The sequence below is a fragment of the Amycolatopsis sp. NPDC102389 genome (assembly GCF_044765885.1).
Taxonomy (GTDB): Bacteria; Actinomycetota; Actinomycetes; order Mycobacteriales; family Pseudonocardiaceae; genus Amycolatopsis.
Map to the genome: position 1 here is coordinate 187,565 of NZ_JBIWKX010000005.1, position 24,699 is coordinate 212,263.

The following is a 24,699-nucleotide window of genomic DNA, read 5'->3' on the forward strand; positions in this document are numbered from 1 at the left end:
TTGTTTATGGCCGCTTCGCGCAACCCGGGTGCGCGCGCACCCGGGTCGCGCTCGCGCTCAACGGCGGATCAGTACCTGGTCGATCGACTTGCGCACCAGGTTCGGCACCACGCAGTCGTCCGCCGGGTAACCGACCGGGATAACGGCGAACGCCTTCTCGTTCTGTGGCCGCTCGAGCAGTTCGCCGAGGAACCGCATGGGCGATGGCGTATGCGTCAACGCGGCGAGTCCGGACAGGTGCAACGCCGTGATCAGCATGCCGACCGCGATGCCCACCGACTCGTCGACGTAGTAGTGCTTGTGTTTGGTGCCGTCCTCGTCGAGGAAGTAGCGCTGCTGGAAGACCACGATGAGGTACGGGGCGTCGGTGAGGTGGGTCTTCACGGCGTCGGTACCCAAGGGGCGCAAGGCGGACAGCCACTCCTCGCCGAGCCTGCCTTCGTACGAAACGCGTTCCTCCTCTTCGGCGGCTTCGCGGATCCGCTGTTTGGTCGCGGCGTCCTTGATGAGCACGAACGTCCAGGGCTGCTGATGCGCGCCGCTGGGCGCGGTCGAGGCCACCGCGATGGCGTCGACCAGCACCTGCTCGGGCACCGGGTCGGTCGAGAACATCCGCACGGTGCGGCGGCTGTCCATGCGGCGGCGCAGATCGGCGGCGGTGGCCAGCGATTCTTCCGTGGGCATACGCGCCGGACGGTAGGGCACCGGCTCGAAGGGGTCGCCGTAGGTCGGGGTCCACTGTGCTGCGGTCATGATGGCGATTCTGGCGTCGGACCCGGCTTTCGGGAAGCCCCGGCGTCAGGTTATGTCCTTGGGGTTATGCCGCCATCTGTCCCAAGTGGACGGACGCCGGGCGTCGTAACCCGTGGGTGGTTCCAGTACCTAGAGGGGCACTTAGCGGTGGTCGCGGCGAAGAGATAGGTATCCACTGCACGACTTTCGTCGGTGTCCGATTTCTCTTGCCGCGTCCCAGAATCAGCACACCCGTCCCCATCGCGCGGCTGAATCCCGGCCGCAGAAATGAGTCGGAACCATGCGACTGCGCTCCTTCGCACTGATCGCCGGCACCGCCTTCGCGGCACTGCTCGGCGTCACCGCCCCCGTGGCGTCCGCCGCCGAACCGTCGTCCGGCGTCCAGCCGATGATCATCGGCGGCCAGAACGCGTCGAGCGGCCCGTGGGCGGCCAGGCTCTTCGCCAACGGCCGGCAAACCTGTACCTCGACGATCATCGCGCCGCAGTACATCCTGACCGCGAAGCACTGCGTGGCCAGTGGTGGCACGTTCACCTTCCGGATCGGCAGCCTCGACCAGCAGAGCGGCGGCACCATGGCCACCGGCTCCACCGTCACGCGGCACGCGAGCGCGGACCTCGCGATCGTGCGTCTCACCGCCCCGGTGACCGCGACGTACTCGCCGCTGGGCACCACCGCCAGCGTCTCCGTCGGCCAGACCGTCCAGGTCTACGGCTGGGGCGCGACCAGCCAGTGCGGCTCGGAGATCAACTGCCAGTCGCGCTACCTGAAGGTCGCCAACGTCTCGGTCACGTCGGTCTCGTGCCGTGACTACAACGGCGGCGTCGCGGTGTGCGCGCGCCGCGGCGACGGCATCACCGCCGGCGGGGACTCGGGCGGCCCGATGTTCGCCTCCGGCCGTCAGGTCGGCGTCGCGTCGACGAGCGACCGGCAGACGACTACGGCCTACACGAACATCACGCGGTACCGGCCGTGGATTCAGCAGGTGGCCGGGGTCTGACGGTCGGTTGTAGCGGGGCCCTCCTCGGCTTCTTGCCGGGGAGGGCCCTTTTGTCGCGTATTTGTGAGTTCGAGTCCAGCATGGCTGGGTGAGGACCAGCGGCCGCCCGAATGGGGGATTCGGCACGATCCGCGTTCGTGGGAAGAGCCTGGAGGTGGGCCGTTCGTCTCGCTGGTTCGCCGCTGTCGTCCGGGTGAACGACGACGAGCGGACTCCGCCGATGTGTGTTGTCCTTGCCCGGCAACACGCCATCACGGGAGGTGCTCGCGGTGTTCGGAGGGTTGGTCGCGCTGGGGATGAGGTCGGGGTCGATCCATCGGGTCGGTGTCCCGGACGGTCGCGTGACGACTCTCCACGAGCACGCCGGAGCGTTTCCCGACGGTGTCGTGGTGCGGAATGGCGCCGTTTATTGGACCACGATGGGAATTCCCGCTCGGATACCCGGAATGACGGGAGAACGGAGTCTGGACTATTCGCGGCGTGATGGGGGGCTGCACATGGTGAGTCTCGATGGCGGCCATACGCGCGACGTCGTTCCGGCCGGTTCCATCGTCACGGGCAAACAGGTCGTGTCCGACGGCGCCACGACCTTGTACTGGGCGGACCGCGAAGGCTGCCGCGTCAGCCGCGTGCGCGTGGACGGGACCGGGCTGACCGACCTCGTGGTGAACAGCCCCGATTCCACCGGGCGGCAGGAGTGTGTCGGCGTCGCGGTCGACCCCACCGCGGGTTATCTGTACTGGACGCAGAAGGGGCCGGCGAAGGGCGGGCAGGGCCGGATTTTCCGCGCAGGCCTGAAAATACCGGCCGGAGCCACCGCGGCGGATCGCCAGGACGTCGAGGTGTTGTGGGAGAACCTCCCGGAGCCGATCGATCTGGAGATCCGCGGCGATTGGCTCTACTGGACCGACCGAGGTGCCCCGCCGGACGGGAACACACTCAATCGCGCGCCCATCCCGAACTCCGGCGGGCGGGGCACGGCGCCGGAGATTCTCGCCGACGGCTTCCACGAGGCGATCGGCCTGGCAGTGGACGACGAGGCCGGACTCGTCTACGTGTCCGATCTCGGCGGGCGGATCTCCGCCGTGGCGCTACCGGAAGGACAGGGCGGCGGCACGCGCGTCCTCGCCGATCTGGGCGAACCGGTTTCCGGGATCGCCGGAATCAAAGACTGAACAAGGAACGAGAGGCCGGAACGCCATGGCGTACACGCATGACTTCGAGGACATCCGCGACCGCCCGGTGGCGGTGTTCGGCGCGGGAACACTGGGGCGGCGCATTGCGCTGATGTTCGCCTCCCGGGGCGGGAAGGTGCGGATCTACGACCCGAGCGCCGAGCAGGTCGCCGCGGCCATCGACTATGTGGCGCAAACCTTGCCCGGTGTGGTGGCCGAGCGTGGCCACGGCGACGTCGGCCGCGCGGAGGCGGCGACATCGGTGGGCGAGGCTCTCGACGATGCCTGGCTCGCCGTCGAAGCGGTGCCAGAGCGGCTGGACATCAAAATCTCGCTGTGGGGTCAGATCGACGAGGCGGCTCCCGCGGACACGATCTTCGCCACCAACTCGTCGTCCTACCCATCGCGGACGATGATCGAGAAGGTGAAGGACAAGACGCGCCTGTGCAATATGCACTTCTACATGCCGCCCGGCTCCCCGGCCGTCGATCTCATGTCCGATGGCGAGACCGACCGCGGCTTGCTGGACACCTTGCTGGCGGTGCTTCCCGAGTTCGACATCCACCCGTTCGAGGCGCGCAAGGAAAGCGTGGGATTCATCTTCAACCGCATTTGGGCGGCCATCAAACGGGAATCGCTGGCGGTCGTCGCCGAGGGCGTCGCGCGCCCCGAGGACGTGGACGGAATGTTCCGGATCAACTGGCAGATGCCCGTCGGGCCGTTCCAGATGATGGACCAGGTCGGGCTGGATGTCGTGCTCGACATCGAAAACCACTACGCGGAGGAGAACCCCGCCCTTCCCGCCGGCCCTCGGGAATTGCTGCACAAGTATGTCGACGCCGGCAACCTGGGAGTCAAGACAGGAGAAGGCTTCTACCACTATCCTCAGTCGTGACACCGGTCGGCAGGGGATCCACGGTCCTGACGCGGGTAAGCGCTTCTGCCGCGTCGCCACGAAGCCCGTGTCCCGGTCCGGCGGCACGTTTGAAACGAATGGCGCGTACGGCTCAAGCGTTGTGGAATCCGGGTGGCTGAGCAGAGGTCTTGCGTGCCCGATGGTTGGCGACGTTGACACGGTTCCCGCAAAGCGCCGGCATGCAATAGCGACGTCGGCCTGGCCGAGTGGTGTCGATGAACGTGCCTCGGCAAGTGGGTGCACTGCAGGCACGAAACCGTTCCGCGCCGAGAGTGTGGACAACGCCGAGTGCTCCGACGCCACAGATCACCGACAGCACGTCTGGTACCGAAGTGCCCGGCCGAAGGGAAACCGCCCATCGGGTGGGATCGTCGACGAGAGTGACGGCGCCGGCCCTTGCTGTGAGGGCGGAAGCGCCGTCGATGAGGTGTGCCGGGTCTGGGTGGCCTATCAGGTCCCGCACCGTGGCCCGCAGCCGGTGAACCGCGCGCAGATCGCCAGTGCGTGGGGCAACGGGTATCGAGTGAAGCTCCGCGAAGGCGGCAAGAGACGCCAGGTCGGGCAGTTTGTCTTCGCCGCGCCACACCTCCGGCGCCGTGTTGACCAGGTCGGTAGCGACGCCTGCCGCCCAGGCGTAATCGTCTAAAGCTACTTGCATCCCTTACCAACCTCTCGTACGTTCGCGGTTAAACGACACTTTAACCCTTACAGGAGGTTGACCGTGGAGATCGACGCGTTGGTGTTCGACATACTCGGCACGCTCGTCGACGAGTCGGCCGGGATCCGCGCTGCCGTCGGGCAGGCCACGCCAGAAGCCGACGCTGACGAGCTGGTCAGGCTGTGGCAAGGCCACGTCGAGACCGAGCAGCGGCGCATCGTCGCGGGGGAGAGGCCGTACGCCCCGAGTGACGTTCTCGACCGCGAAGCGGCTCAGATCGCCATCAAGACGGACGCGGTGCCGACGCTCTCGCCGTGGCCCGACTCCGTCGAAGGACTGGCCAAGCTGGCTGAACACCACACGCTGATCGGACTCTCCAACGCCAGCCGGACGAGCCTCCTCCGCATCAACTCCCACGCCGGCCTCCGGTGGCATCAGGCTCTCTCCGCGGAGGATGCGCGGACCTACAAACCCGACCCGGCGGTCTACGAACTGGCCGTCGATCTGGCCAAAACGAAGCCGGAGCGGCTGCTCATGGTCGCCGCCCACGCGTGGGACCTGAGGGGAGCGCAGAGCGTCGGTCTCCGGACCGCCTACGTCGCCCGGCCCGTCGGCGACCCGCCCTCGGCGGAGGACCGGTTCGACTTCCACGCCGACGGCCTCGCGGATCTGGCCGTTCAGCTCGGAAAACCACGAACCTGATCAAAACTGTCGGTGCCTCCCGCTAGGTTCATCCCAGTCCCCACCGAGGCACCCCCGCAAGGAGAAGATGCGTTGTCAGACTGGGAAAGAGCAAGCACGGCCCGGGTATTGCCACCGGCCCGCCCGCGCAAGCTCGCGAAGGTCCCGTTCGTCGAATTGGCCGACGGACGGGTGCAGGGCGTGGTGTCCAGCGGATCGGACATCGGGCGGGTGTACGTCTCGTCGGTCGCGGCGAGCACGTACGAATTCTCCTGTAGTACCAACAATAATCGGCCCTGCGGCGGGGCTCGGGGCATGTTCTGCAACCATATTCTCGCCCTGATCAACGAATCCACCCTTCAATACGGTGCCGAGCGGGTCGCGCGGTACTTGCGCGTCGAGGTTCCCGAGCCGACGGCGCAAGCCATTTCGCAGACCATGAGCGCTACACGGCCGAGCCAGGGCGACAGCACCGCTGCGGCTTCCGTGTTCAGCCAATTCTTGCGCCACTTGGCATATCTCGAATTCGCGGCGTCGACGGCGCCGGTGCCGGAGCTCCAGTGGTTCCCGTCGACCAGGGCGGTGGTCTGATGCGCGTCGATCTGCTCACCGATCCCATCGCCGGCCTCGACGAGGCACTGGCGGTTGTCGACGCCTTCGACGACGTGCTCGTCGCCGGGTTGCTTCGTCCTCAGAAAATCGCCGGCTTGACCGAGCTGGCCGATGCGGTCGCGGGGTCGCCGTTGGCGGCGCGGGTTGCGGAGGCCGCCGAGAAGACCGCGGCCGGTGCGGCGGGGGAGGAACACTTCGTTTCCCTTGCGGCGGCGAGGATCGCGGTGTTCGGCTCCGTGCACGACGCGGTCTTTGCTCGTCTCGCCGAAGCGACCGGTCGGCCGCTGGGCGAGGACCCGACTCGACAAGCGGCCGAGACAGAATCGCCGAATCTGCTGGCCGCTGCTCGTTCCTGGCTCTCCGATCTGGCCCGCGCCGGGTGGCAGGGCATCGACCACGACCTGATCTCGGGCTCGGCGCAGGTGATTTCGGCGTTGCTGGCGGAGCCGAGCCTGCGTCGGCTGGCCGTCCTGCTCGACGGTTTCGCCGCTGAGCTCGCGGCGTCCTGTCCTGGTGCGGCGCTGGATCGCGTCCCCGTCCGCCGCTGGGGTGACCTGTGGTCGCGGGCGATGGTGCTGACCTTGCCCGCCGCCACTCCCGCGGTCGGCACGGTCACCGGACGCTTGCTGCCGCTCGGGGTCGATCTGCTGGAACACGCGACGGCCGCGCAGGCCCAGGTCCACGCCGTGTTCGAACCCGAAGACGGCACGGCGCCCCGTCTCGTGCGCGCGAATGTGACCGCGCCGAAGCCGGACACGATCATCGGCGCGGGGATCTGGCAGTTGCTGCGCCCGCATCTTTCCCTGCTCACGGCGATCAGCGAGGGCCGTTCGATGGACCTCGTCGACATGCCGGTCACCGGCGAGGGTGACCTGCTCTGGCAGGACGAGCTGGCCCGTCTCGGCGAGCCCGCGGACGCCTTCTCGACGGCGCGTGTCGCGTTGCCGAAGGCCGTCATGCCGGTGGTCGCGCCCTTGGATCGGCATCCGGTGCGGATCGCCGTCCCTGTCTTCCTCGAGGGCTACGACATCGAGGGCGACGAAGACCAGCTCACGTTCACCTTCGCCGGGAATCGGCTCCCCGTCGAGACCGATCGCATTCCGGCAGCCGGTCCGCTGACGCCGAAGGCGGTCGCGAGTTCCAGCGCCTGTATCGGCCTGATCCGATGGGACGGCGGATTCCGCCTCCAGCCGCTCGCCGTCGAGACGACCGTGCGCAAGAAGACCACCGCCCTGCACGCCGGAGCCTGGGCCGGTGGCACCACGGACAAGGTCGGGGTCAAGGCCGAGAAGGCGGCCACCGACGCCGCGGCCGTACTGCGCGAGCGCGCCGGAAGGCTGTTGCGGAAATGACCGAACCCGAGGACAACCGCCGCCAGGTCCTGTACTGGCGGCTGCTCGCCCGGCTCTTCGACACCGAGGAGCAGGCCGCGCTCGAATCGGCGAGTGTGGCCGTGGTCGAGGACATCGGCCTGCCGGCCGCACTGCTGGACCCGAACGTCGCCGTCGACTCGGTCGTCCAACGTCATCCGGAGCTGGCCGCCGAGTTCGACGGGCTGATGGTCCCCGAAGCCGAGGACAGTCGGGACAAGGCGGCGGAAGTCCGGCGCGCTGCGCTCGTGTCAAAGGTGCTGCTCAACGTCTTCGCTCAGCCGCCCCACACGGTGACGGCCAGCAGGCTGTCGTGCTGGCAGTCCGACGCGGGCTGGCTCGAGCGGGCGCTGGGCTGCCGTCCGGGCGAACTGCGCGCCGGTCGTCCCGGTGGCGCTCCGACCGGGCTCGGCGGCACCGGCGGGGGTGGGACACCCGACCTGAGCACCCTGCTCCCGGCGATCGGCCCGGACCTCGGCGACATCGAGGCGGACCTCGTCAAGCGGATGCATCTGCGCGAGGTCCTCGCCGATCCCGCCCTCGCGGCGAAGCTGAGCCCGAGTATGTCACTCATCGAACAGTTGTTGCGGGACAAGGACAATCTGTCCGGAGTCGCGTTGGCCAACGCCAAATCGCTCATCCGCCGCTACGTCGACGAGATCGCGGAGGTCCTGCGGACCCAGGTCGAGAAGGCGTCGACGGGCAAGGTGGACCGTTCGGTCCCGCCGAAGCGCGTGTTCCGCAACCTCGACCTCGATCGCACCATCTGGAAGAACCTTACGAACTGGAGCCCGGAAGAGGAACGGCTCTACGTCGATCGCCTCTACTACAAGCAGACAGCGAAGAAGACCACCCCACAGCGGCTCATCGCGGTCGTCGACCAGTCCGGGTCCATGGTGGACTCGATGGTCAACTGCGCCGTGCTGGCCTCGATCTTCGCCGGATTGCCCAAAGTGGACGTTCACCTGATCGCCTACGACACGCAGGCGCTCGACCTCACGCCATGGGTCCACGATCCGTTCGAAACGCTGCTGCGCACCAACCTGGGTGGCGGCAACGACGGCATGGTCGCGATGGCGCTGACCCAGCCGAAGATCGCCGAGCCCGCGAACACCGTGGTGGTGTGGATCTCCGACTTCTACGAGACCCGCGTCGAGCAGCTCTTCGAAAGCATGGCCGCGATCCACCGGTCCGGGGCGAAGTTCATCCCGGTCGGTTCGGTCACCAGCGCCGGCCGGGGAAGCGTCAATCCCTGGTTCCGCGAGCGCTTCAAGGATCTCGGCACGCCGGTGATCTCCGGCCACATCACCAAGCTCGTCCACGAACTCAAGACTTTCCTCACCTCCTGAACTCCCCGAAAGGCAAGACATGTCCGACCTGTTGCGCGCCCCCGCCGAGATCAGGTACGCCGAAGAGCTGGACTGGCTCGAGTCGGTCGACGACAACCCCAAGCCGTTCGCCTGGCGCCTGTCCCCGAAGATGCTGCGGCTGTTCATCCTGGGTTCCGAGCGCGCCGACGGCCTCGACCGTGAGATCGCGCAGAAATGGTTCGGCGACCGGAGCATCGTCGAGCGGGCGATCGTCACGCTCGCCTCGGACCGCGGGCTCCTGCTGATCGGCGACCCCGGCACCGGCAAGAGCTGGCTCGCCGAGCTGCTGGCCGCCGCGATCTCCCGCAACTCCACGCTCGTCGTGCAGGGGACCGCCGGCACCACCGAGGACCACATCAAGTACTCGTGGAACGTCTCGATGGTCATCGCGAAGGGCCAGTCCCGCGACTCGATGATCCCGTCGCCGATCATGACCGCGATGGAGGCGGGCTCGATCGGCCGGTTCGAGGAGCTGACCCGGTCCACCAGTGACGTGCAGGACGCCCTGATCTCGATCCTGTCGGAAAAGTACATCTCGGTGCCGGAACTGGACAGCGACGGCATCGTCTTCGCCAAACCTGGCTTTTCGGTGATCGCCACCGCCAACAGCCGCGACCGCGGCGTCAACGACTTGTCGTCCGCGCTCAAGCGGCGCTTCAATTTCGTCCGCATCCCGGTGGTGACGAACAAGAAGAGCGAGGCGGAGATCGTCCGCTTCCGTACCGAGGAGCTCCTGCGCCGCCACCAGATCGAGCTGGACGTGCCGCCGACGCTGCTCGACGTGCTGCTGCGCAGCTTCGGCGACCTTCGCGCCGCGGCGGCGTCGGCGGGCAGCGACGACGAGAAGCTGGAGTCCGCGTTGTCCACGGCCGAACAGATCGGCGTGCTCGAAGACGCGGTGCTGCACAGCAACTTCTTCGGGGAACGCGAGCTGACCGCTCGCGCGCTGGCGTCCTCGCTGGTCGGCTCGCTCGCCCGTCGTGAGCCGGAGGACCTCGCGATCCTCAACAAATACCTGCACGGCGTCGTCGAGCCGCGCAGCAAGGACGAGGGCGGGGACTGGCCGGAGTTCCTCGACGGCGGCCGCGACGCGATCGCCACCCTCTCGTGAGCGGCGCCTTCGAGGCGTTGCGCGGCCAGTTGCAGGAGGCCGCGGCCGCCTTCGCCGACGGTCCCGGCGTGTTGGAGGGCATCCTGCTCGGGCTCGTCGACGACGTCGACCGCGCGGTGCGCGAGCCGTTGGAGATCTTCCCGGTCTGCCACCATTCCCCGGCGTCGGCCGTGGCGATGGCACGGCGGTTGCGGGAGAAGCAGCCGAAGGTGGTCTACCTCGAACTGTGCGAGGACATGGCGCCGTTGCTGACCGAGCTGCGCAACTGCCGTCTTCCCGTGGCGGTGCAGGCCTTCGCGACGGAGGTGAAGGGATTCCCCGCGGAGTGGGCGCCCTTGTCCGTGGTCGCGCCGATCACCGAGGCCTCGGCGGAGTACCAGGCGATCGCGTATGCCCTCGACACCCCGGGCGTCGAGCTCGTCCTCGTCGACCGGTCGGCGGACCACGTCTTCCAATGGAACGAACGTGAACCGTCCGCTGACCCGGACACGCCGCCCGCCGCCGAGGAGGAGGCCGCGCTGCACGGTGACGCGGTCGGCGTCGAGATCGGTGATCTGCGGCCCCGGTTCGCCGAACTCGAGGAACACCTGCTGCGGCACGGGCGGGTGCGGCACTGGTCGGAGTGGTGGCACCAGTACGTCGAGCTGCCGCTCGGCGACAGCGACCACGACACCTATCGCCAGGTCATGTTCCTCATCGGCAGCCTATTCCGACGTCTCGCGCCCGGGGACACCCGGCACGTGCGGGTGGACGAAGACCGCGAGCGCTACATGTGGACCCGCATGCGCGAGCACCTCGCCGCCTCGGGGGCCGACCCCGCGGAGTGCCTCTACGTCTGCGGCGCCTTCCACGCGGCCAGCCGGGTCGCCGAGTTCGGCGTCGAGGGTGCGGACGGCTTCGTGATCAGCCCGCGCAGTGAAAGCACCTGGCAGTACGGGCTGATCCCGTCGAGCCACGCCTCGATCGAGGCGCAGTTCGGGCTTGCCGGGGGATCGGTGTCGATCGCCGCGACAGAGTGGGCCAAGAACCTCAAGCGCACCAAGGTCAAGCAGTTCCAGCTGGAAGGGCAGGTGGGCGGGCCGAAGCGGAAGAAAGCCGCGGAGCTGCCCGCGCCGACGCCGGAGGCAGTGGATCCATCGGACCAGCTTTCCGGCTTCCTGCAACGCCCTCCGGTGCTCGACCGGCTGGACGAGGCCGAGCTGCTGGGCTGGTCGGTCGAGATCGTCCGGGCGGCGCGTCGGAACGGGTACCTGGCCTCGACGGCCGACGCCATCGCGGTGTTCGAGACCTCGATCCTGCTGGCGGGCGTGCGTGACCGGGCCAAACCGACGCCGTACGACTTCCAGGACGCGGCGGTCACCTGCATCGAGAAGGACGTCGTGCCCGGCAGGCGCGACGTACGCCGCCTCGTCGAGATCATGATGGGCGGCGACCGGATCGGCCAGGTTGGCTACGACGCGTTGCCGCCGTTGGCGCGCGACGTGCACGACAGGCTGGAGCCGCTGAACCTCAAACTGCAGCAACGAGGTGTGCAGCGGGCGCTGCTCGACATCGCGTCGAGCCCGGAGCTGGAGCCCTGTTCCGATCTGCTGTGGATGCTGCGCTACCTGATGCCGCACGGTGCGGCGAGGCCGATCATGGGCGAGCGGCGGCTCGGCGAGCGGCCGATCCAGGAGTCGTGGGATCTGGCGCTGGGCACCCACCAACGAGCCCTCATCGAGCTGGGTTACGAGGGTGTCAGCGTCGAACAGGTGCTGGAGCAACGGCTTCGGCGGGCCGCCTACCATCCGCAGGCCACCGCGGCGAAGGTGCTGGGAGCGGTCGAAGACTCGACGCTCTATCTGCGCAGCGCCCGGTTGGCGGGGGAGCTGGGCACACGTGCCCTTGAAGTGCTGGCCACCGAACGCACCGTCGACGGTGCTCCGGAGGTGCTGCGGCGGGTGCGGAGGCTGCTGGCGCACTACCGGACCAGCGAGCCGGTGCTGCCTCGGTGGATCGAGGACTTCGTCAAGACGGGGTACGCGCACTACTGCACCCTGCTTCCGGCGGCCTTCGCCGACGAGGAAGCCGGTGTCGAGCAGGTCGCCGCGATGCTGGGCTTCCTGTTCAGCATGGAGTCGCTCGCCTTGTCACTGGGATGCGACCGCACGCAGCTGGAGCTGGCGATCGTCGGATCGCATCCGCAGGAGCCGTCGAAGGTGGCGCTCCTGTGGGCCGCGCAGGTGCAGCTTGGTCGTCTCTCCCGCGCGGAGTTGCGGGAGCGGTGCGCCGAACTGCTGGCGAATCCGATGGTGCTGCCCGCTTATCCGCGCTACCTCAGCGGATTCGTCCACGCGTTGGAGCCGGCGCCGGGTCTGGCCGACTTCGTCGTCGAGGCGGTGTCGAACGCCTTCGCCGAGCTTCCGGACAGGTTGCTGTTGCCGTGGTTGCCGACGTTGATCACCACGCTGCGGTCCCGGGGAGCCGAACTGGTGCCGTTGCTCGTGCGTGAAGCCGGACGGATCTTCCCCGGCCGGCTCGCGGTCCTCGACGAATGGGTCCCGCCTTGGAAGGACCAGCCGGAACCCATCGCGGCGGCGAGGAAGGCCAAGAGCGGCGGCCTCGCGCTGCTGGCGGCGCATCCGGCGACCTGTGACGCGGTGGCCGGTCTGCTGGGCTGCGACGAGCCGTGGAGGAGCACCGCACCCGCCGGCTTGGCGTTGCTCGGACGGTATCCGGAGTCCGCCGCCGCGTTGGAGGAGGTGCTCACCGTCGTGTGAACCGAGGGGCTGTCGCCGGAGCGTCCGGCGACAGCCCGCTCCGTCAGTCGGCGACCCAGCTTCCGTGGAAGCCCAGCGGTACCGGCCTCGGCAGGTGGATGCGGGCCAGGGGCTTGGCGGTGAAGTCTTGCGCCGCGAGGATCACCAGGTCCGTCGCGTCGCGGTCGGGGTTGTTGACGTAGGCGAGGGCGTACCCGTCGTCCTCGGCCTTGCTGCGGGAGGACGGCACGAATACCGCTTCGCTCGCGTCGGCGCCTCGGCCGAAACGGTGCACTTCCGAGCGTCCGTTCCGCAGGTCGTGCTTGATCAGCGCGTTGCCGAAGGCGCCGGAGGGCTTGTCCAGGTACACGTCGAACAGTTCACCGGGTGAGGCCGAGTAGCCATACCGGTGCCGTCGTGACACCAGGCTTTCGTTGACCCGCGGGAACTCCTGCGGCCGGTCGTCGAGAACGCGGCGCCGGACCCGTCCCTGCGCGAGATCGATCGTCCAGCGCTCCAGCACCGGCGGGCCCGACGCCGACGGGCCGCCGAAGCCCTGCTTGCCCGCCACCTCGAAGGGGGCCGGCATCGTGGTCAGGTCGACCACCACCGTGGAGCCCTGTTCGTAGGCGTTGAGCGTATGCGAGTAGAACACCGGATCCACCCCGAACCAGCGGACCGGGCCGCCGTCGCGGTTCATCACCCCGACCCTGGCCGGGTGATCCGCGTTCCACTTGTAGGGCACCATCTTGCCCGGCTGCGGATCGAAGGTGACCGGCACGTCGAAGACGACCACGTAGTTCTCGGTGAGCCCGAAGTCGTGCATCATCGGGCTGTCGGTGACCGGGATCCGGGTGGTCCGGACCACGCGCCCGGTCCGGTCGACCATCAGATGCCGCACGTGATCCCAGGTCGGGTGATAGGTCACCGCGTGCAGCTCGTCGGCGCGGGCGTCGAACTTGGTGTGCGCGGTGTAGGCGCCCTCCAGCGAACCGCTGAAATCGAACGGCCCCAACGTGTTCAGCTCGTCGTCGAGCTCGTACACCGGGGCACCGGATTCCTGCAGGGTGAGGATGCGGCCGTGATGGCTGATCACGTGCGTGTTCGGCGCGAAGTCCTCGGCGGGTACCGGCCACGGGTACCGCTCGCCGAGTTTCGCCGCGACGCCGGACGCACGCACCCAGCGGTTGCGGTACCACTCGGCCTTCCCGTCGCGCAGCCGGACGCCGTGCACCATGCCCTCACCCAGCATCCAGTGGTGGGCGCGCGGATCTTCGAGCCCGAGAACGTTCGGCCCGGTGCGCAGGTACCGCCCGCAGAGGTCCTTCGGAATGCGGCCGGTGACGGGCAGCCCGAACGCGGTCACCTCCTCTGTGACGGGCTTGAACGCGCCTTCGATGAACGGGTAGCGCGGTTTCGCCGGAGCTTGCGCGGCGACGGCGGACCCGTTGCTCCCGAAGGTCCCGGCGGCTCCGCCGATCGCGAGCGCGGCCGCCCCGCGGAGCACGTTTCGCCTGGTCGGTTCGGTCATGGTCGTTCCCCCAACTCCTAAGAAACTGTGTATGCCATGAACAGTGTATGCCTTTACCGGTTTTGGGTGCAACAATGCCCGGATGGACGACGTGGAGATCGAGTCGCTGCCGCCGGGTACGGCATTGGCCTGGGGGCATGCCCCGGCGCCCCGGCGCGGGCCGAAGCCGGGATACAGCCTCGAGCAGATCGTCGACGCGGCCATCGCGCAGGCCGACGCGGAGGGCTATGCGGCACTGTCCATGCCGTCGATCGCCAAACGTCTCGGCATCACCGCGAACGCGCTCTACCGATACCTGAGCTCGAAAGAGGAACTGCTCGTCCTCGTCGCCGAAGCGGCCTGGGGGCCGCCGCCGGAACTGCCGTCCGGCGATTGGCGCACCGCGGTGACCGCCTGGGCTCGCGCGCTCCTCGAACGCTGCCGCCGCCATCCATGGCTGATCGACTTGCCGGTGCGGAGTGCGCCGAGCACGCCGAACCTGCTGGGATGGCTGGAAAGTTTCCTCGGGGGCATGGCGGATTCAGGTCTGGGCGCCAAGGACGTGACCGGCTGCGCGGTCCTGGTCGACGGATGGGTTCGCAGTACCGCTTCACTGCTCCGGGACGTGAACGCGAGCCCGCCCGAGCAAGTCCGGGCGCTGGGCGCGTTCCTGGTGCCGCGTCTCGAAGGCCGGGGCTACGAACGCGTCGCCGCCGTGATCTCCGGTGAGGCGTACGGCGAGGAAGGTATGGAGGAGGCCGACGTCGAGTTCGGCCTCGGTCGCATCCTGGACGGCATCGAGGCGCTCATCGAACGCCGGTGAACACTCCGCCGAGGCGCGACGACCGATGTCCGGCCGTCGCGCCCGTCGCCGTCAGGCCGCGACCGCGGGGACCGGCCACGACGGTGAACGGCCCAGCAGGGCCATGATCGTGTCCAAATCGGACTGTCCCGCCGCGTCGACGGCCGGCGCGAAGGCGGCTCCCGGCGCGTTTCGGTTCTCGCCGTCCGGGATCGCCTTGGCGAAGCGCAGTCCGGCGTCGAGGACCTCTCGCTGGAACTTGATCGGCAGGCCGAGGGTTTTGGCCACGTCCCACGAATGCACCAGGTAGTCCACGAAATGGAAGCCGAGCGCCTGCTCCGCGCTGAAGGTGACTTCGGTGGAGAACTCGGGGAGCGCGAACCTCCGTTCGGCGAGGTCGTGGGGGACGAAGGCGTTCAGCACCCGGTTCACCGAGGCGCGGTAGGTGCCAATGGGGTCGTCACCCAGGGGGAGTAGCCGCCAGTGGTCGAGATGGCTCTCGCCTTCGGCCGCGGCGGCGAAGCCGTGGTGCTGGGTGGCCATATGTGCCAGCAGGCCGTGCAGGGTCCAGGCGCTGCACGGGGTCGGTTTGGTCAGGTCCTCGGGGGTGATCTTGGTGACGAGATCGAGGCTGGTCCGGGTCACGAGGGCGTCGAGGATGCGGAGTTCATCGATAGGCATACGCATATCATCTACGCATGCGTACGAGTTCGTCAACCGGTTCCGGAACTCCGGTCGGTATGGTCTGCGCATGGCGGAGCAGGGGAGGCCGGATCTCGCGGCGATGCTCGGCGGGCTGATGCGACGGCTGATGAACGCCGAGACGCCGGTGCTGGCCGAGCACGGGTTGACCATGTGGGGCTACGTGGTGCTGAGCGCACTCGACGACGGGCCCGTCCGGACGCAGGCCGCGCTCGCCAAGGCGATCGGCGCGGACAAGACCAGGATCATCGGCACCCTCGACGCCCTCCAGGAGGACGGGCTGATCACCCGCGAGCCGGATCCGAAGGACCGCCGGGTCCGGCTGCTGGGGATCACCGAGGCGGGCCGCGCGTCGCGGAGGTCGGCTCAGGCCCGGATCCAGGAGCAGGAGGAACGGCTGCTCGGTCAGCTGTCGGCGGCCGACCGCAAGGCGTTCCTCAAGGCCGCGCGCGTGCTTTCCGAAGCGAGGTGGCCGTGACTCAGCCCAGCTCCTCGACGATCATTCCGGCCGGATAGTCCGACGGCGACCGGCGCCACCACGCGCTGAAGGCCTGAGCCAGCCGCCGTGGCACCTCGACCTGCGCGCCGCCTCCGTGGAACTCGATCGTGACCAGCAAGGCCTCGACATCCCAAGGGATCCGCCGGGCCAGTTTCGCGTAGTCGGCGCTGGCGGACACGAACGTGACCGCTTTCGCCGCGCCGATCCGGCGCCTTTCCGCCAGTACTGCGTCTTCGAGCACTCCCGGCGGCCAGTCGCTGAGCCGCAGCTTCCGGTCGTAGTAGGAGATCGGCTCGTCGGCGCGCAGGATCCCGTAGCCGCCGCTGAGGATCAGCGTCCGCCCGTTCTCGGCCGCCTCGCCCAGCGCACCGCCGACGTTCCGGTAGAAATTCCCGCTGTAGCGGAGCCACGCGGGCCGCAGACCGCCGCTTTCGACCTTCGACTTCGCCAAGACCTCGGCTCGCGTGCGAAGCAGCGCCTCCGGCCAACGCGTCCCGGTGTCCTCGGCATGGCCGCCCCGGTTCTTGGCCTTGGAAGGGCCGAGAACGGTCAGTGCCTCGCGCGGATCGATCGCGTCGAGAACGTCGGCTGCCTCCATCGCGGGGATCCTATCGGCGACGCGCTGACCGGCCGCTGATCGGTCCCGGGCATGCTGGAGGGACCAGACCGCGGAGAGGGGGAACATGTCGCCACTGGTCGTGCACGGCTTATGGTCCCGTGGCCGCGGAATCGTGCTCTGGGGTGAACACGGCGACCGCCCGGCGACGACGTCGATGCGGCCGTCGACCGCGGCCCGGCCGCATCCGTTCGCCGCGTCGGTCGCCGATCTGACCGCCCTGCATCCTGGGAAGCCGGCGTCGGCGGTCCTGCTGTTGCCGTCGCGGCGCGGCGGTCCGGTCGCCTCGCCCGAGCTGGGCGCCCGCAGCCGTCCGCAGCCGGAACCGACGCTGGAACCCTGGTCGGTACCGGCGCTCCTGATCGACCCCTCGGAGCTGGGGGACCTGGCCGACACGGTCAGCTACGGCACTTCGGTCCGCCATCTCCGCGCCGTCGTCCGGCTGGCGGACGACCTGGTCCGCCGGGGGCGGGTGCTGCCCACACTCGTGCGGAACGAGATCGTGGCGCGGGCGCGCTGGCGGCCGGTGGCCCGGGGCGGGGACGCGGTCGCGGTCCGGGCGCTGATCGCGGCCACCCCACCGGTCGGTCGCGCCGAACATCCCGGGCCGGATCCGGCGGCGCTCGTCACCGACGCCCTCCACACCCTGGTCGACGCCGCCGTCCGCGACCGGCTGGGCGCCGCCGGACACGCCACGGAAAGCGATGGGCGCGAAGGCCCGTTCGGGTCGTGGCTCCACGCGCTGAAGAGCGCCGACGACCGGATCGGCCAGTCGCCGGGACGGATGGGCATCGTCGCCGAGGGCATCGCCGCCTGGGACGCGATCGGCGACACGGACCTCACCGAGGGCACCGTCTGCGTGCGGCTCGACGAGGTTCCGACGTTGCACGGCCCGGCCGACCAGACCGGCGACGGGACCAAGTGGCAGCTGCGTTTCCTCCTGCGCTCCGCGGCCGACCCCAGTCTCCTGCTCCCGGCCGAAGACGTCTGGTCCGGCAAGGCGGGCGCGAAGTTCACCGACCCCGAAGGCCTCTTCACCGCCGAGCTGGAGCGCGCCGCCGGGGTGCTGCCGCTGCTCGGCCCGGCGGTCGACGCCGAGAAGCCGGGCGTCTACGACCTCACCGTGGCCGAAACCGTGGAGTTCCTCGACGGCGGCGCGGAACAGCTGGTCGCGGCCGGATTCGACGTTCAGCTCCCGGCGAGCTGGGGTGGCAGGCGCAAGCTCGCGCTCAAGCTGTCCGTCCGCGGCGCGCCCGTCGACCAGGCCGCGGTGCACCGGCTCGGGCGGCATCAGCTCGCCTCCTACCGCTGGGCGCTCGCCGTCGGGGAGGACGCGCTGACCGACGAGGAACTCGCCGGGCTCGCCGCCGCGAAGTCGTCGTTGGTGCGGCTGCGCGGCCGGTGGGTGAGCGTGGACCCCGAACTGCTGCGCGCCGGTCTGGACTACCTCCGCCGCGACCCGGACCGCGAGAAGCCGCCGCTGCCCACCCCGGCGGACCTCCTCGCCCTGCTCCGTGGTGGCTTCGAAGCGCCGCTGCCGGTCACCGAGGTCACCACCGACGGCTGGATCGACGACTTCCTCGCCGGCCGGGTCCAGCGCACCATCGCACCGGTCGAGCCACCGCCGACCTTCGTGGCGACGCTGCGGCCCTATCAGAGCCGCGGTGTCGCCTGGCTTGCGTTCATGACGTCGATCGGGCTCGGGGCCTGTCTCGCCGACGACATGGGGCTCGGCAAGACCGTCCAGTTGCTCGCGCTCGAAGCGACGGAGAGAGCACAGGACGACGTCGGGCCGACGCTGCTGGTCTGTCCGATGTCGCTGCTCGGGACGTGGCAACGGGAAGCCGCCAAATTCGCCCCGGAGTTGCGTGTCCACCTCCATCACGGTGCCGATCGCGGCCGCGTGCGGACCGAGGGCGTGGATCTCGTCGTCACCACCTACTCGACCGCCGCCCGCGACGCCGACGAACTCGCGGGCATCCGCTGGCACCGGCTCGTGCTCGACGAGGCGCAGGCGGTCAAGAACCAGAACACCGGGCCCGCGCAGGCCCTGCGCCGCATCCCCGCCGGGCACCGGGTCGCGCTGACCGGGACGCCGGTGGAGAACCGGCTCGCCGACCTGTGGTCGCTTTCGGATCTGCTCAACCCCGGTGTCCTCGGTGGCAGGCAGGAGTTCCGCGAGCGGTTCGAGGTGCCGATCGAGCGCCGGGGCGACCTCGCCGCGGCCACCGAGCTGCGCCGGCTGACCCGGCCGTTCCTGTTGCGGCGCCTCAAAACCGACCCCACCGTACTCGCGGACCTGCCCGAGAAGATCGAGATCCTGCAGGAATACCGCCTCACCCGCGAACAGGTGACGCTGTACCGCGCGACCGTGGACGAGATGATGACGAAGATCGCCGACAGCGCCGGGGTCAAACGGCGCGGCAACATCCTCGCCGCGATCACCAAGCTCAAGCAGATCTGCAACCATCCCGCGCATCTGCTGCACGACGGGTCACCGATCGGGCATCGCTCCGGCAAGGTCAACCGGCTCGAAGAACTCCTGGCGGAGATCCTGGATTCGGGCGATCGCGCGCTGTGCTTCACCCAGTTCGCCGAGTTCGGCCACTTGCTCGTGCCGCATCTCTCACACCGGCTGAACGTGAAGATCGCCTTCCTGCACGGCGGGTCGTCCCAGCGCCGCCGCGACTCGATCGTCGAGCACTTCCAGTCGGGCGAGGGCCCCTCGATCCTGCTCGCGTCGCTGAAGACCGGGGGAGCGGGGCTGACCCTCACCGCCGCCACCCACGTGCTGCATCTCGACCGGTGGTGGAATCCGGCGGTCGAGGAGCAGGCCACCGACCGCGCGTTCCGCATCGGCCAGCGGCGCAGCGTCCAGGTGCGGAAGTTCGTCTGCCCCGGAACCATCGAGGAGCGGATCGACGACGTCATCACCAAGAAGGAGGCGCTGGCCGATCTCGTCGTCAGCGACGGCGAGGACTGGCTCACCGAGCTGTCCACCGATTCGCTGCGCGAGGTCTTCGCGCTCGGCAGGGAGGCGGCCGATGACTGAGGGCTTCCGCCGGGCGTTCGACGAACTGGGCGTCCACAAAGGACTCGTGCCGCCTTGCACGGTCGATACGCTCACGATCGGGCCAGGGGCCGCCGTCGCCCGGGTGCGGGTGACCCGGCAACGGTTCTACGACGTCCGTATCGGCCTGCCGGCGTTCGGCAAGCAGGTGTGGACGGCGGTCACCGCGGCCGTCGTCGCGGACGAGTCCACGAAGACCGCCCTGCTCGACGGCCGCGTGCCGGACGGCATCGAGCGTTTCTTCGCCGCCGAGCAGGTGCCGCTGTTCCCCGAGGCGGCGTGGGAACTGTCGCTGGACTGCACGTGTCCCGGCACCCGCGTCCCCTGCGATCACCTCGTCGCGGGCCTGATCGCACTCGAGGAGGACGCGGACCCGTTCTCGATCTTCACGCTCCGCGGCCGCGATCGCGCGACGTGGCTCGAAGAGATCGGACGGCAGGCGGGTGCCCGGGTGACCGGCCCGGCCGCGGAGGACGAAACGCCCGGGCTCGACGAGGTGATGGACGACTTCTTCGGCTGGGGCCCGGCCGGGGACGTCACGAACACGCGACGACCGCCCGCCGGGGATCCGCTGGGACTGCTCGAAGAGGTCCCGCCGCTCAAGGCCACAGTGGACGGAACCTCGGTCACCGCCCTGCTGCGGCCGCTCTACCGCGCGATCACCGGTCAGGAGAAGTAGGCGTCGACGATCCTGTCGTCCACTTCGGACAGTGTGGCGGGTGACCACTTCGGGGAGCGGTCCTTGTCGATGATCTGCGCCCGGATTCCTTCGGCGAACTCGGCGGTCGAGAGAGCGTGGGCCGAGATCCGGTATTCCTGTGCCAGCACGGTTTCCAGATCAGGCAGCGCCGCCGCCGACCGGAGCGCCCGCAGGGTCACCTTCAGCGCGGTCGGCGACTTCGCCTCGATCTCCTTGGCGGCGGTGGCCGCCGCGTCACCCGCGGCGTGGAGCCGGGCCAGGATCTCTTCGACGGTGTCCGCCGCGTAACTTTCGTCGATCCAGGCGGCCTCCGCGGCCAGCGCGCTCGGCGGCGCGGGTTCGGCGATCAGCTCCAGCGCGGCGTCCGGGGCGCGCGACAAAAGCGCGTCGAGCAGGTCCGGAACCCGTTCGCTGGGCACGAAGTGATCGGCGAGTCCACAGTGGATCGCGTCGGGTCCCGAGATCGCCCCGGCGGTGAGCGCGATATGCGTCCCGAGTTCGCCGGGAGTCCGGGACAGCAGATACGTGCCCCCGACGTCCGGGACGAAACCGATGCCGGTCTCGGGCATGCCGACGCGGGAGCGTTCGGTGACGATCCGGTGGCTGCCGTGCGCGGAGACGCCGACCCCGCCGCCCATCACGAGCCCGTCCATGAGCGCGAGGTACGGCTTCGGGTAGCGCGCGATCAGGGCGTTGAGCCGGTATTCGTCGGCCCAGAACCGCAACGACGCGGTGCCACCGGCGCGCGCGTCCTCGTAGATGGCTCGGATGTCGCCGCCCGCGCAGAGCCCGCGATCGCCGGCGCCGTCGATGAGGACGGCCCGGACCCCGGGGTCGGCGCGCCATGCTTCGAGGTGGTCGAGCATGGCGAGGACCATGCCGTGGTTCAGCGAGTTCAGCGCACGCGGCCGGTTCAGCGTGATCCGGCCGATTCCGCTCTCGACGAGGAACTGGACGTCATTCACCAAGCCAGCCTAAAAGTAGGAAGTCCTACTATGTCGAGGTTGTGGCGTACGCCTCAGCCGCGTTCGGCGGCGCGAGCGGCGGGTCGGGGAAGAACCTGGTCAGCATGACCGTTTCCCACGCGATGGTGAAGTAGAGGATGCCGGTGGCCGCCCAGCCGGTGAGTGGTTCTCCAGGCCAGAGCAGCACGGAGGCCACCGCGGTCAGCGACGCGGCGACGAGCGCGGGGAAGAGCACGGTGAGCCCGACGAAGGTGAGCCGTCGTCCGCGCCCGCTCCGGATGCCGATGGCGGTGACGCCCCACAAGGAGACGAGAACGCTCAACGCGCTCAACCCGCCGACATAAGCGGCACGCTCCCAGGGATCGAATTCCCACGGCAGCGCGGTTCTTCGCAGGAGCAGGCCGAGTCCGAGCAGGAAGAGCAACGCGCCCACCGCGAACGCGACCACCCGGCGGAACGGGGTCGCGCCGCCCTTGTCGGGGAGGTAGTGCCAGCAGAAGTACCCGCCCGCGAAGCCGATCCCGATCGCGAGGAAAAGGTGACCTGGCGGGCTGAACCACTCGTTCGTGCCGACCGACACCGCGCCCCACGCGAGCAGCCCGGCGACGACACTCCACAAGGGAGCGAGGAAGCCGATCAGCAGCGGCGGCACGACCATCGGTTTGGTCACCGCGAAGAGCGTCCGTCCCAGTTTGGCGCCCTTGCTCGTTCCCGCGGGCTGGATCGCCCGCCAGGTGACCAGGCCGAGGCGCAGGCCCGCTCTTCGCAGATGGGGGCGTTTGAAGAGCACGCGCACCGTTTCCGCGCCCACCTGTCCCAAGACCTGGGCCTTGTCCGAGAGCCGGGCGACGGAGGTCCCGGTCGCTTCCTTGAGCTGCTCGGCGGTGGGCGGGATGTCGCCGTTGTGCCGCAGGTCGGCCAGGCCGGTGAGCAGCGGGATCTCCTGCTGCAGGATATTCCAGTGCAGCCAGGTGGTGAGCAGGATCGGGAGCTTGTGCCGGACGTTCGCCGGGGTCACTCCCAGGGCCTCCCAGGGACCGATGAGACCTGCCAGCTCGGGACGCGCGTCGAGGTCGTCCGAGGTCTTGCCGAAGACGTGGACATACTGCTCGGCATAGAGATCCCGGAGCCAGTCGACGAGTTCGGTGTCCTTCCGCGCCTGGAGACGCTCGCTCCTGGCGACGACGTCGACGAGTGAACAGGCCGCGTCGAGGCGACCCCAGGTCCAGTCGTTGAGCCGCCAGCGCGAGGACAGGAAACTGGCGAAGTTCATCAACTGGTTTCCGCTGAGCTTGCGCTCGACCCGCTGGATGTCGTCGGCCGGTGGCTCGGCCAGCAGGATCGGTTCGAGAGGGCTCTTGGCGATCGCGGACATGGCATGCACACGGATCCGGCTCGGCTCGGAAAGCGGATCCGGGCGGAGCGGACCGATCAGGAGCTCGGCCACGGCGAAGACGTCGAGCGTCGACTTCAGGTCGATGCGCGCCGCCTCGTAGAGCGCGGTGAACCCCGGCGCCTTCGCGTGTTTGCCCAGTTCGGAGACGAGCTCCCTGGCCAGCTTCCCGACCCGGTGCCAGATCGGGGTGAGGAACGGCTCCGGGAAATCGGGAGCGACGGGGAGCAGATCCGCGTGGACGGCGTGTTCGGCGACATCGGCGATGGCGCAGCACCAGTTTTCGCCGGACCGGAGCCCGCCGGCGGTCTCGATGAAGCAGGCGAGCCGCCGGCAGGCGGCCATGACCCAGGGAAGGACCTCGAAATCCGGTGAGCCACCGCGAAGGAGGAGCCGATCGCGGCAGGCGAGAAGGACTTCGCAGGCGAAGCGGGTCTCGTAGAGCTTGTCGCGGATCGAACTGAGCGCCGCCTTCTGCTTCTTGTTCAGGCTTTGGCCGGCTTCGATGGCCTGGACCCAATCCAGGACCAGCGCGACGGCGCGGGCGGGCGCCAGCAGGGAACGGAACCACGAGACGGTGAGCCGCTTCGCGCCGGGTACACGGACGAGATCGGGAACGGCGGGACCTCGCAGGAGTTCGAGGATCGGCGCCGCGGCCCGCCCGGAGGTGAACGTGCGGCTGTCGGGGATCGGCAGCGGATCGGGACCGGTCAACGAGATCGGGTCGTCGACCAGTCTCGCCAGCCGGTCGGCCTCCACGGAAGCCACGGCCTCGGCATAGCGTGGCATCAGCTTCCGGCGTGCCTTCCGGCCGGGAAGATTCGCCAGGCCCGGGTCTCCGGGAAGGCCTCCGGCGGTGCCGTGCAGCCGTTGCGCGGACGTCCAGGCGTCGCTGAGCTCGGCCGCGTCGTCCAACAGGGACTCGCTGTTCATCTTGGTGCGGATCAAGGCCTTGACCACTCGCGCCAGCCGGGCGAGCGAGCCCTGTTCCTTGCTGTTGGCGGGGAGTTTGGGCGGCGTCGGCGGCACCGGCTGCAGATAGAGCAACCAGCGGTCGACGGGTGCCTGCGCGGGTGCGCCGGCGACGGCGCGGATGGCCCAGGAGAGCGGGATGTTGTCGAGAACGCCGCCGTCCATCAACTGCGCCTGGGTGCCGCCCACGTCCGGGACGCCGGTCTCGCTGCACGTGCCGACGGCGTCGAGCCACGGTTTGTCGTCGACGATCTCGGGCCCGGTCACCGTCAGCCTCGCCGGTTCGAAAGCTCCGGGGAACGACGACGTCGTCCGCGCGGCGTAGGCGAGCCGGTCGAGATGTGCCGTCGAACCGGCCGGGAAATCGCTGAAGATCGGGTGGGCGACCCCGCATTCGGTCCGGTAATGGCGAAATGCGAGGTGGGCCTGTGACCAGCTCGCGAGCAGGGCCTGGCCGACGGAAGGGCGGAGGTATTCATTGCGAGGGAACAGCCTCGTGGCGGTGAGGATGAGACGCACCAGGCGAGGGGAGTCGTCGGTGCGCAAGGGATTGCACGACGAGGTGTCGAGCAATTGTTTCACCTGGTCCGCGAGCCTCGCGTAGAAGCCGCCGTCACCGTCGAGCAGGGAAGGCGGGATTCCGTGACCGGGGTGCCGGGTGAGCAGCTCGAGATCACCCAGTTTGAGCCAGATATCCCGGATCCCGTCGTCGAATCGCATTCCGTAGACGAGATGACTGGCGAGCAGGGCGCCGTTGAGCCCGCCCGCGCTGGTCCCGGCGATGACGTCGACATCGACATGCTCGTATCCGGCGACGGTGAGGATTTTCCGGTAAATGGCGCGTTGGGTGATATCCCGTGCCGTCACCGCTTCCGGCGAGCCCTGGGAACTGCCGGCGGAACGGAGTGCGGTGATTTCCCGGCAGGCACCGCCCATCCAAACGGCGAGGCTGACACCGCCGCGCATGCAGAGCGCCAGGCGGAGATCATGTGGACGTGCGGAAGAATTCTCGGTGGTCATCGCTGCCTCCCTGCGAAGGGGTCGGCGATTCCGGAACAAGGGTTACCGGAATGCGTAAACGATGAG

20 protein-coding genes are annotated in these 24,699 nt (G+C 69.0%); 13 read left to right on the forward strand and 7 right to left on the reverse strand.

Features of this window, described 5'->3' with window-relative positions:
* Window positions 1–57 precede the first annotated feature (57 nt).
* On the reverse strand, window positions 58–753 hold the full coding sequence (locus ACIRGA_RS07360) for a nitroreductase family protein (protein WP_400937673.1): 696 nt from the start codon (window positions 751–753) through the stop codon (window positions 58–60).
* Window positions 754–1,033: 280 nt separating this feature from the next.
* Here ACIRGA_RS07360 and ACIRGA_RS07365 point away from each other — a divergent pair, with 280 nt between their 5' ends.
* The 3 genes from ACIRGA_RS07365 to ACIRGA_RS07375 all read left to right on the forward strand — a co-directional run bounded on the left by ACIRGA_RS07365 (window position 1,034) and on the right by ACIRGA_RS07375 (window position 3,823).
* Window positions 1,034–1,753, forward strand: coding sequence for a S1 family peptidase (locus ACIRGA_RS07365; protein WP_400937675.1), 720 nt, complete (start codon window positions 1,034–1,036; stop codon window positions 1,751–1,753).
* A gap of 497 nt (window positions 1,754–2,250) precedes the next feature.
* On the forward strand, window positions 2,251–2,928 hold the full coding sequence (locus ACIRGA_RS07370) for a hypothetical protein (protein ID WP_400937677.1): 678 nt from the start codon (window positions 2,251–2,253) through the stop codon (window positions 2,926–2,928).
* A gap of 25 nt (window positions 2,929–2,953) precedes the next feature.
* The gene (locus tag ACIRGA_RS07375; protein WP_400937678.1) at window positions 2,954–3,823 is read left to right on the forward strand and encodes a 3-hydroxyacyl-CoA dehydrogenase family protein; all 870 of its coding nucleotides are present in this window, start codon (window positions 2,954–2,956) and stop codon (window positions 3,821–3,823) included.
* A gap of 112 nt (window positions 3,824–3,935) precedes the next feature.
* On the opposite strand, the gene ACIRGA_RS07380 is transcribed toward ACIRGA_RS07375, so the two are convergent.
* Window positions 3,936–4,502 (reverse strand): CGNR zinc finger domain-containing protein, encoded by a 567-nt coding sequence (locus tag ACIRGA_RS07380; RefSeq protein WP_400937680.1) that lies wholly within the window; start codon window positions 4,500–4,502, stop codon window positions 3,936–3,938.
* Between the two features lie 63 nt (window positions 4,503–4,565).
* On the opposite strand from ACIRGA_RS07380, the gene ACIRGA_RS07385 reads away from it, so the two are divergent.
* From ACIRGA_RS07385 to ACIRGA_RS07410, 6 genes are all read left to right on the forward strand, one after another.
* Window positions 4,566–5,204 carry a haloacid dehalogenase type II gene (locus tag ACIRGA_RS07385; RefSeq protein ID WP_400937683.1) on the forward strand — a complete coding sequence of 213 codons (639 nt, stop codon included), beginning with the start codon at window positions 4,566–4,568 and terminating at the stop codon, window positions 5,202–5,204.
* Window positions 5,205–5,276: 72 nt separating this feature from the next.
* Window positions 5,277–5,774, forward strand: coding sequence for a hypothetical protein (locus ACIRGA_RS07390; RefSeq protein ID WP_400937685.1), 498 nt, complete (start codon window positions 5,277–5,279; stop codon window positions 5,772–5,774).
* Window positions 5,774–7,147: a hypothetical protein gene (locus tag ACIRGA_RS07395; RefSeq protein WP_400937687.1), complete on the forward strand. Its 1,374-nt coding sequence runs from the start codon at window positions 5,774–5,776 to the stop codon at window positions 7,145–7,147. Before ACIRGA_RS07390 ends, ACIRGA_RS07395 begins: the two co-directional genes overlap by 1 nt.
* Window positions 7,144–8,514 carry a VWA domain-containing protein gene (locus ACIRGA_RS07400; protein WP_400937690.1) on the forward strand — a complete coding sequence of 457 codons (1,371 nt, stop codon included), beginning with the start codon at window positions 7,144–7,146 and terminating at the stop codon, window positions 8,512–8,514. The genes ACIRGA_RS07395 and ACIRGA_RS07400 overlap by 4 nt, the downstream gene beginning before the upstream one ends.
* Window positions 8,515–8,533: 19 nt before the next feature.
* Window positions 8,534–9,646, forward strand: a complete 1,113-nt coding sequence (locus ACIRGA_RS07405) for an AAA family ATPase (RefSeq protein ID WP_400937692.1) — start codon at window positions 8,534–8,536, stop codon at window positions 9,644–9,646.
* Window positions 9,643–12,405 carry a hypothetical protein gene (locus ACIRGA_RS07410; RefSeq protein ID WP_400937694.1) on the forward strand — a complete coding sequence of 921 codons (2,763 nt, stop codon included), beginning with the start codon at window positions 9,643–9,645 and terminating at the stop codon, window positions 12,403–12,405. The genes ACIRGA_RS07405 and ACIRGA_RS07410 overlap by 4 nt, the downstream gene beginning before the upstream one ends.
* A 43-nt stretch (window positions 12,406–12,448) precedes the next feature.
* On the opposite strand, the gene ACIRGA_RS07415 is transcribed toward ACIRGA_RS07410, so the two are convergent.
* Window positions 12,449–13,915: a carotenoid oxygenase family protein gene (locus ACIRGA_RS07415; RefSeq protein WP_400937696.1), complete on the reverse strand. Its 1,467-nt coding sequence runs from the start codon at window positions 13,913–13,915 to the stop codon at window positions 12,449–12,451.
* An 82-nt stretch (window positions 13,916–13,997) separates the two neighbouring features.
* Here ACIRGA_RS07415 and ACIRGA_RS07420 point away from each other — a divergent pair, with 82 nt between their 5' ends.
* Window positions 13,998–14,717, forward strand: a complete 720-nt coding sequence (locus tag ACIRGA_RS07420) for a TetR/AcrR family transcriptional regulator (protein WP_400937698.1) — start codon at window positions 13,998–14,000, stop codon at window positions 14,715–14,717.
* A 51-nt stretch (window positions 14,718–14,768) separates the two neighbouring features.
* Here ACIRGA_RS07420 and ACIRGA_RS07425 read toward each other — a convergent pair whose 3' ends face one another.
* Window positions 14,769–15,377 (reverse strand): TIGR03086 family metal-binding protein, encoded by a 609-nt coding sequence (locus ACIRGA_RS07425; RefSeq protein WP_400937700.1) that lies wholly within the window; start codon window positions 15,375–15,377, stop codon window positions 14,769–14,771.
* 70 nt (window positions 15,378–15,447) lie between these two features.
* Between ACIRGA_RS07425 and ACIRGA_RS07430 the strand changes: the two genes are divergently transcribed.
* Window positions 15,448–15,876, forward strand: a complete 429-nt coding sequence (locus tag ACIRGA_RS07430) for a MarR family winged helix-turn-helix transcriptional regulator (protein ID WP_378413645.1) — start codon at window positions 15,448–15,450, stop codon at window positions 15,874–15,876.
* Between the two features lies 1 nt (window position 15,877).
* Here ACIRGA_RS07430 and ACIRGA_RS07435 read toward each other — a convergent pair whose 3' ends face one another.
* On the reverse strand, window positions 15,878–16,495 hold the full coding sequence (locus ACIRGA_RS07435) for a hypothetical protein (protein WP_400937703.1): 618 nt from the start codon (window positions 16,493–16,495) through the stop codon (window positions 15,878–15,880).
* 85 nt (window positions 16,496–16,580) lie between these two features.
* Between ACIRGA_RS07435 and ACIRGA_RS07440 the strand changes: the two genes are divergently transcribed.
* Together ACIRGA_RS07440 and ACIRGA_RS07445 are read left to right on the forward strand one after the other, a co-directional pair.
* Complete coding sequence (locus ACIRGA_RS07440) at window positions 16,581–19,565, forward strand: DEAD/DEAH box helicase (RefSeq protein WP_400937705.1); 2,985 nt, start codon at window positions 16,581–16,583, stop codon at window positions 19,563–19,565.
* The gene (locus ACIRGA_RS07445) at window positions 19,558–20,262 is read left to right on the forward strand and encodes a hypothetical protein (RefSeq protein WP_400937707.1); all 705 of its coding nucleotides are present in this window, start codon (window positions 19,558–19,560) and stop codon (window positions 20,260–20,262) included. The genes ACIRGA_RS07440 and ACIRGA_RS07445 overlap by 8 nt, the downstream gene beginning before the upstream one ends.
* Here the strand turns inward: ACIRGA_RS07445 and ACIRGA_RS07450 are convergent.
* Entirely contained in the window at window positions 20,250–21,248 is a 999-nt protein-coding gene (locus tag ACIRGA_RS07450) for an enoyl-CoA hydratase/isomerase family protein (protein WP_400937708.1), read from the reverse strand. The genes ACIRGA_RS07445 and ACIRGA_RS07450 overlap by 13 nt on opposite strands.
* A 28-nt stretch (window positions 21,249–21,276) precedes the next feature.
* Window positions 21,277–24,633 carry a DUF3376 domain-containing protein gene (locus ACIRGA_RS07455; RefSeq protein WP_400937710.1) on the reverse strand — a complete coding sequence of 1,119 codons (3,357 nt, stop codon included), beginning with the start codon at window positions 24,631–24,633 and terminating at the stop codon, window positions 21,277–21,279.
* Between the last annotated feature and the right edge of the window lie 66 nt (window positions 24,634–24,699).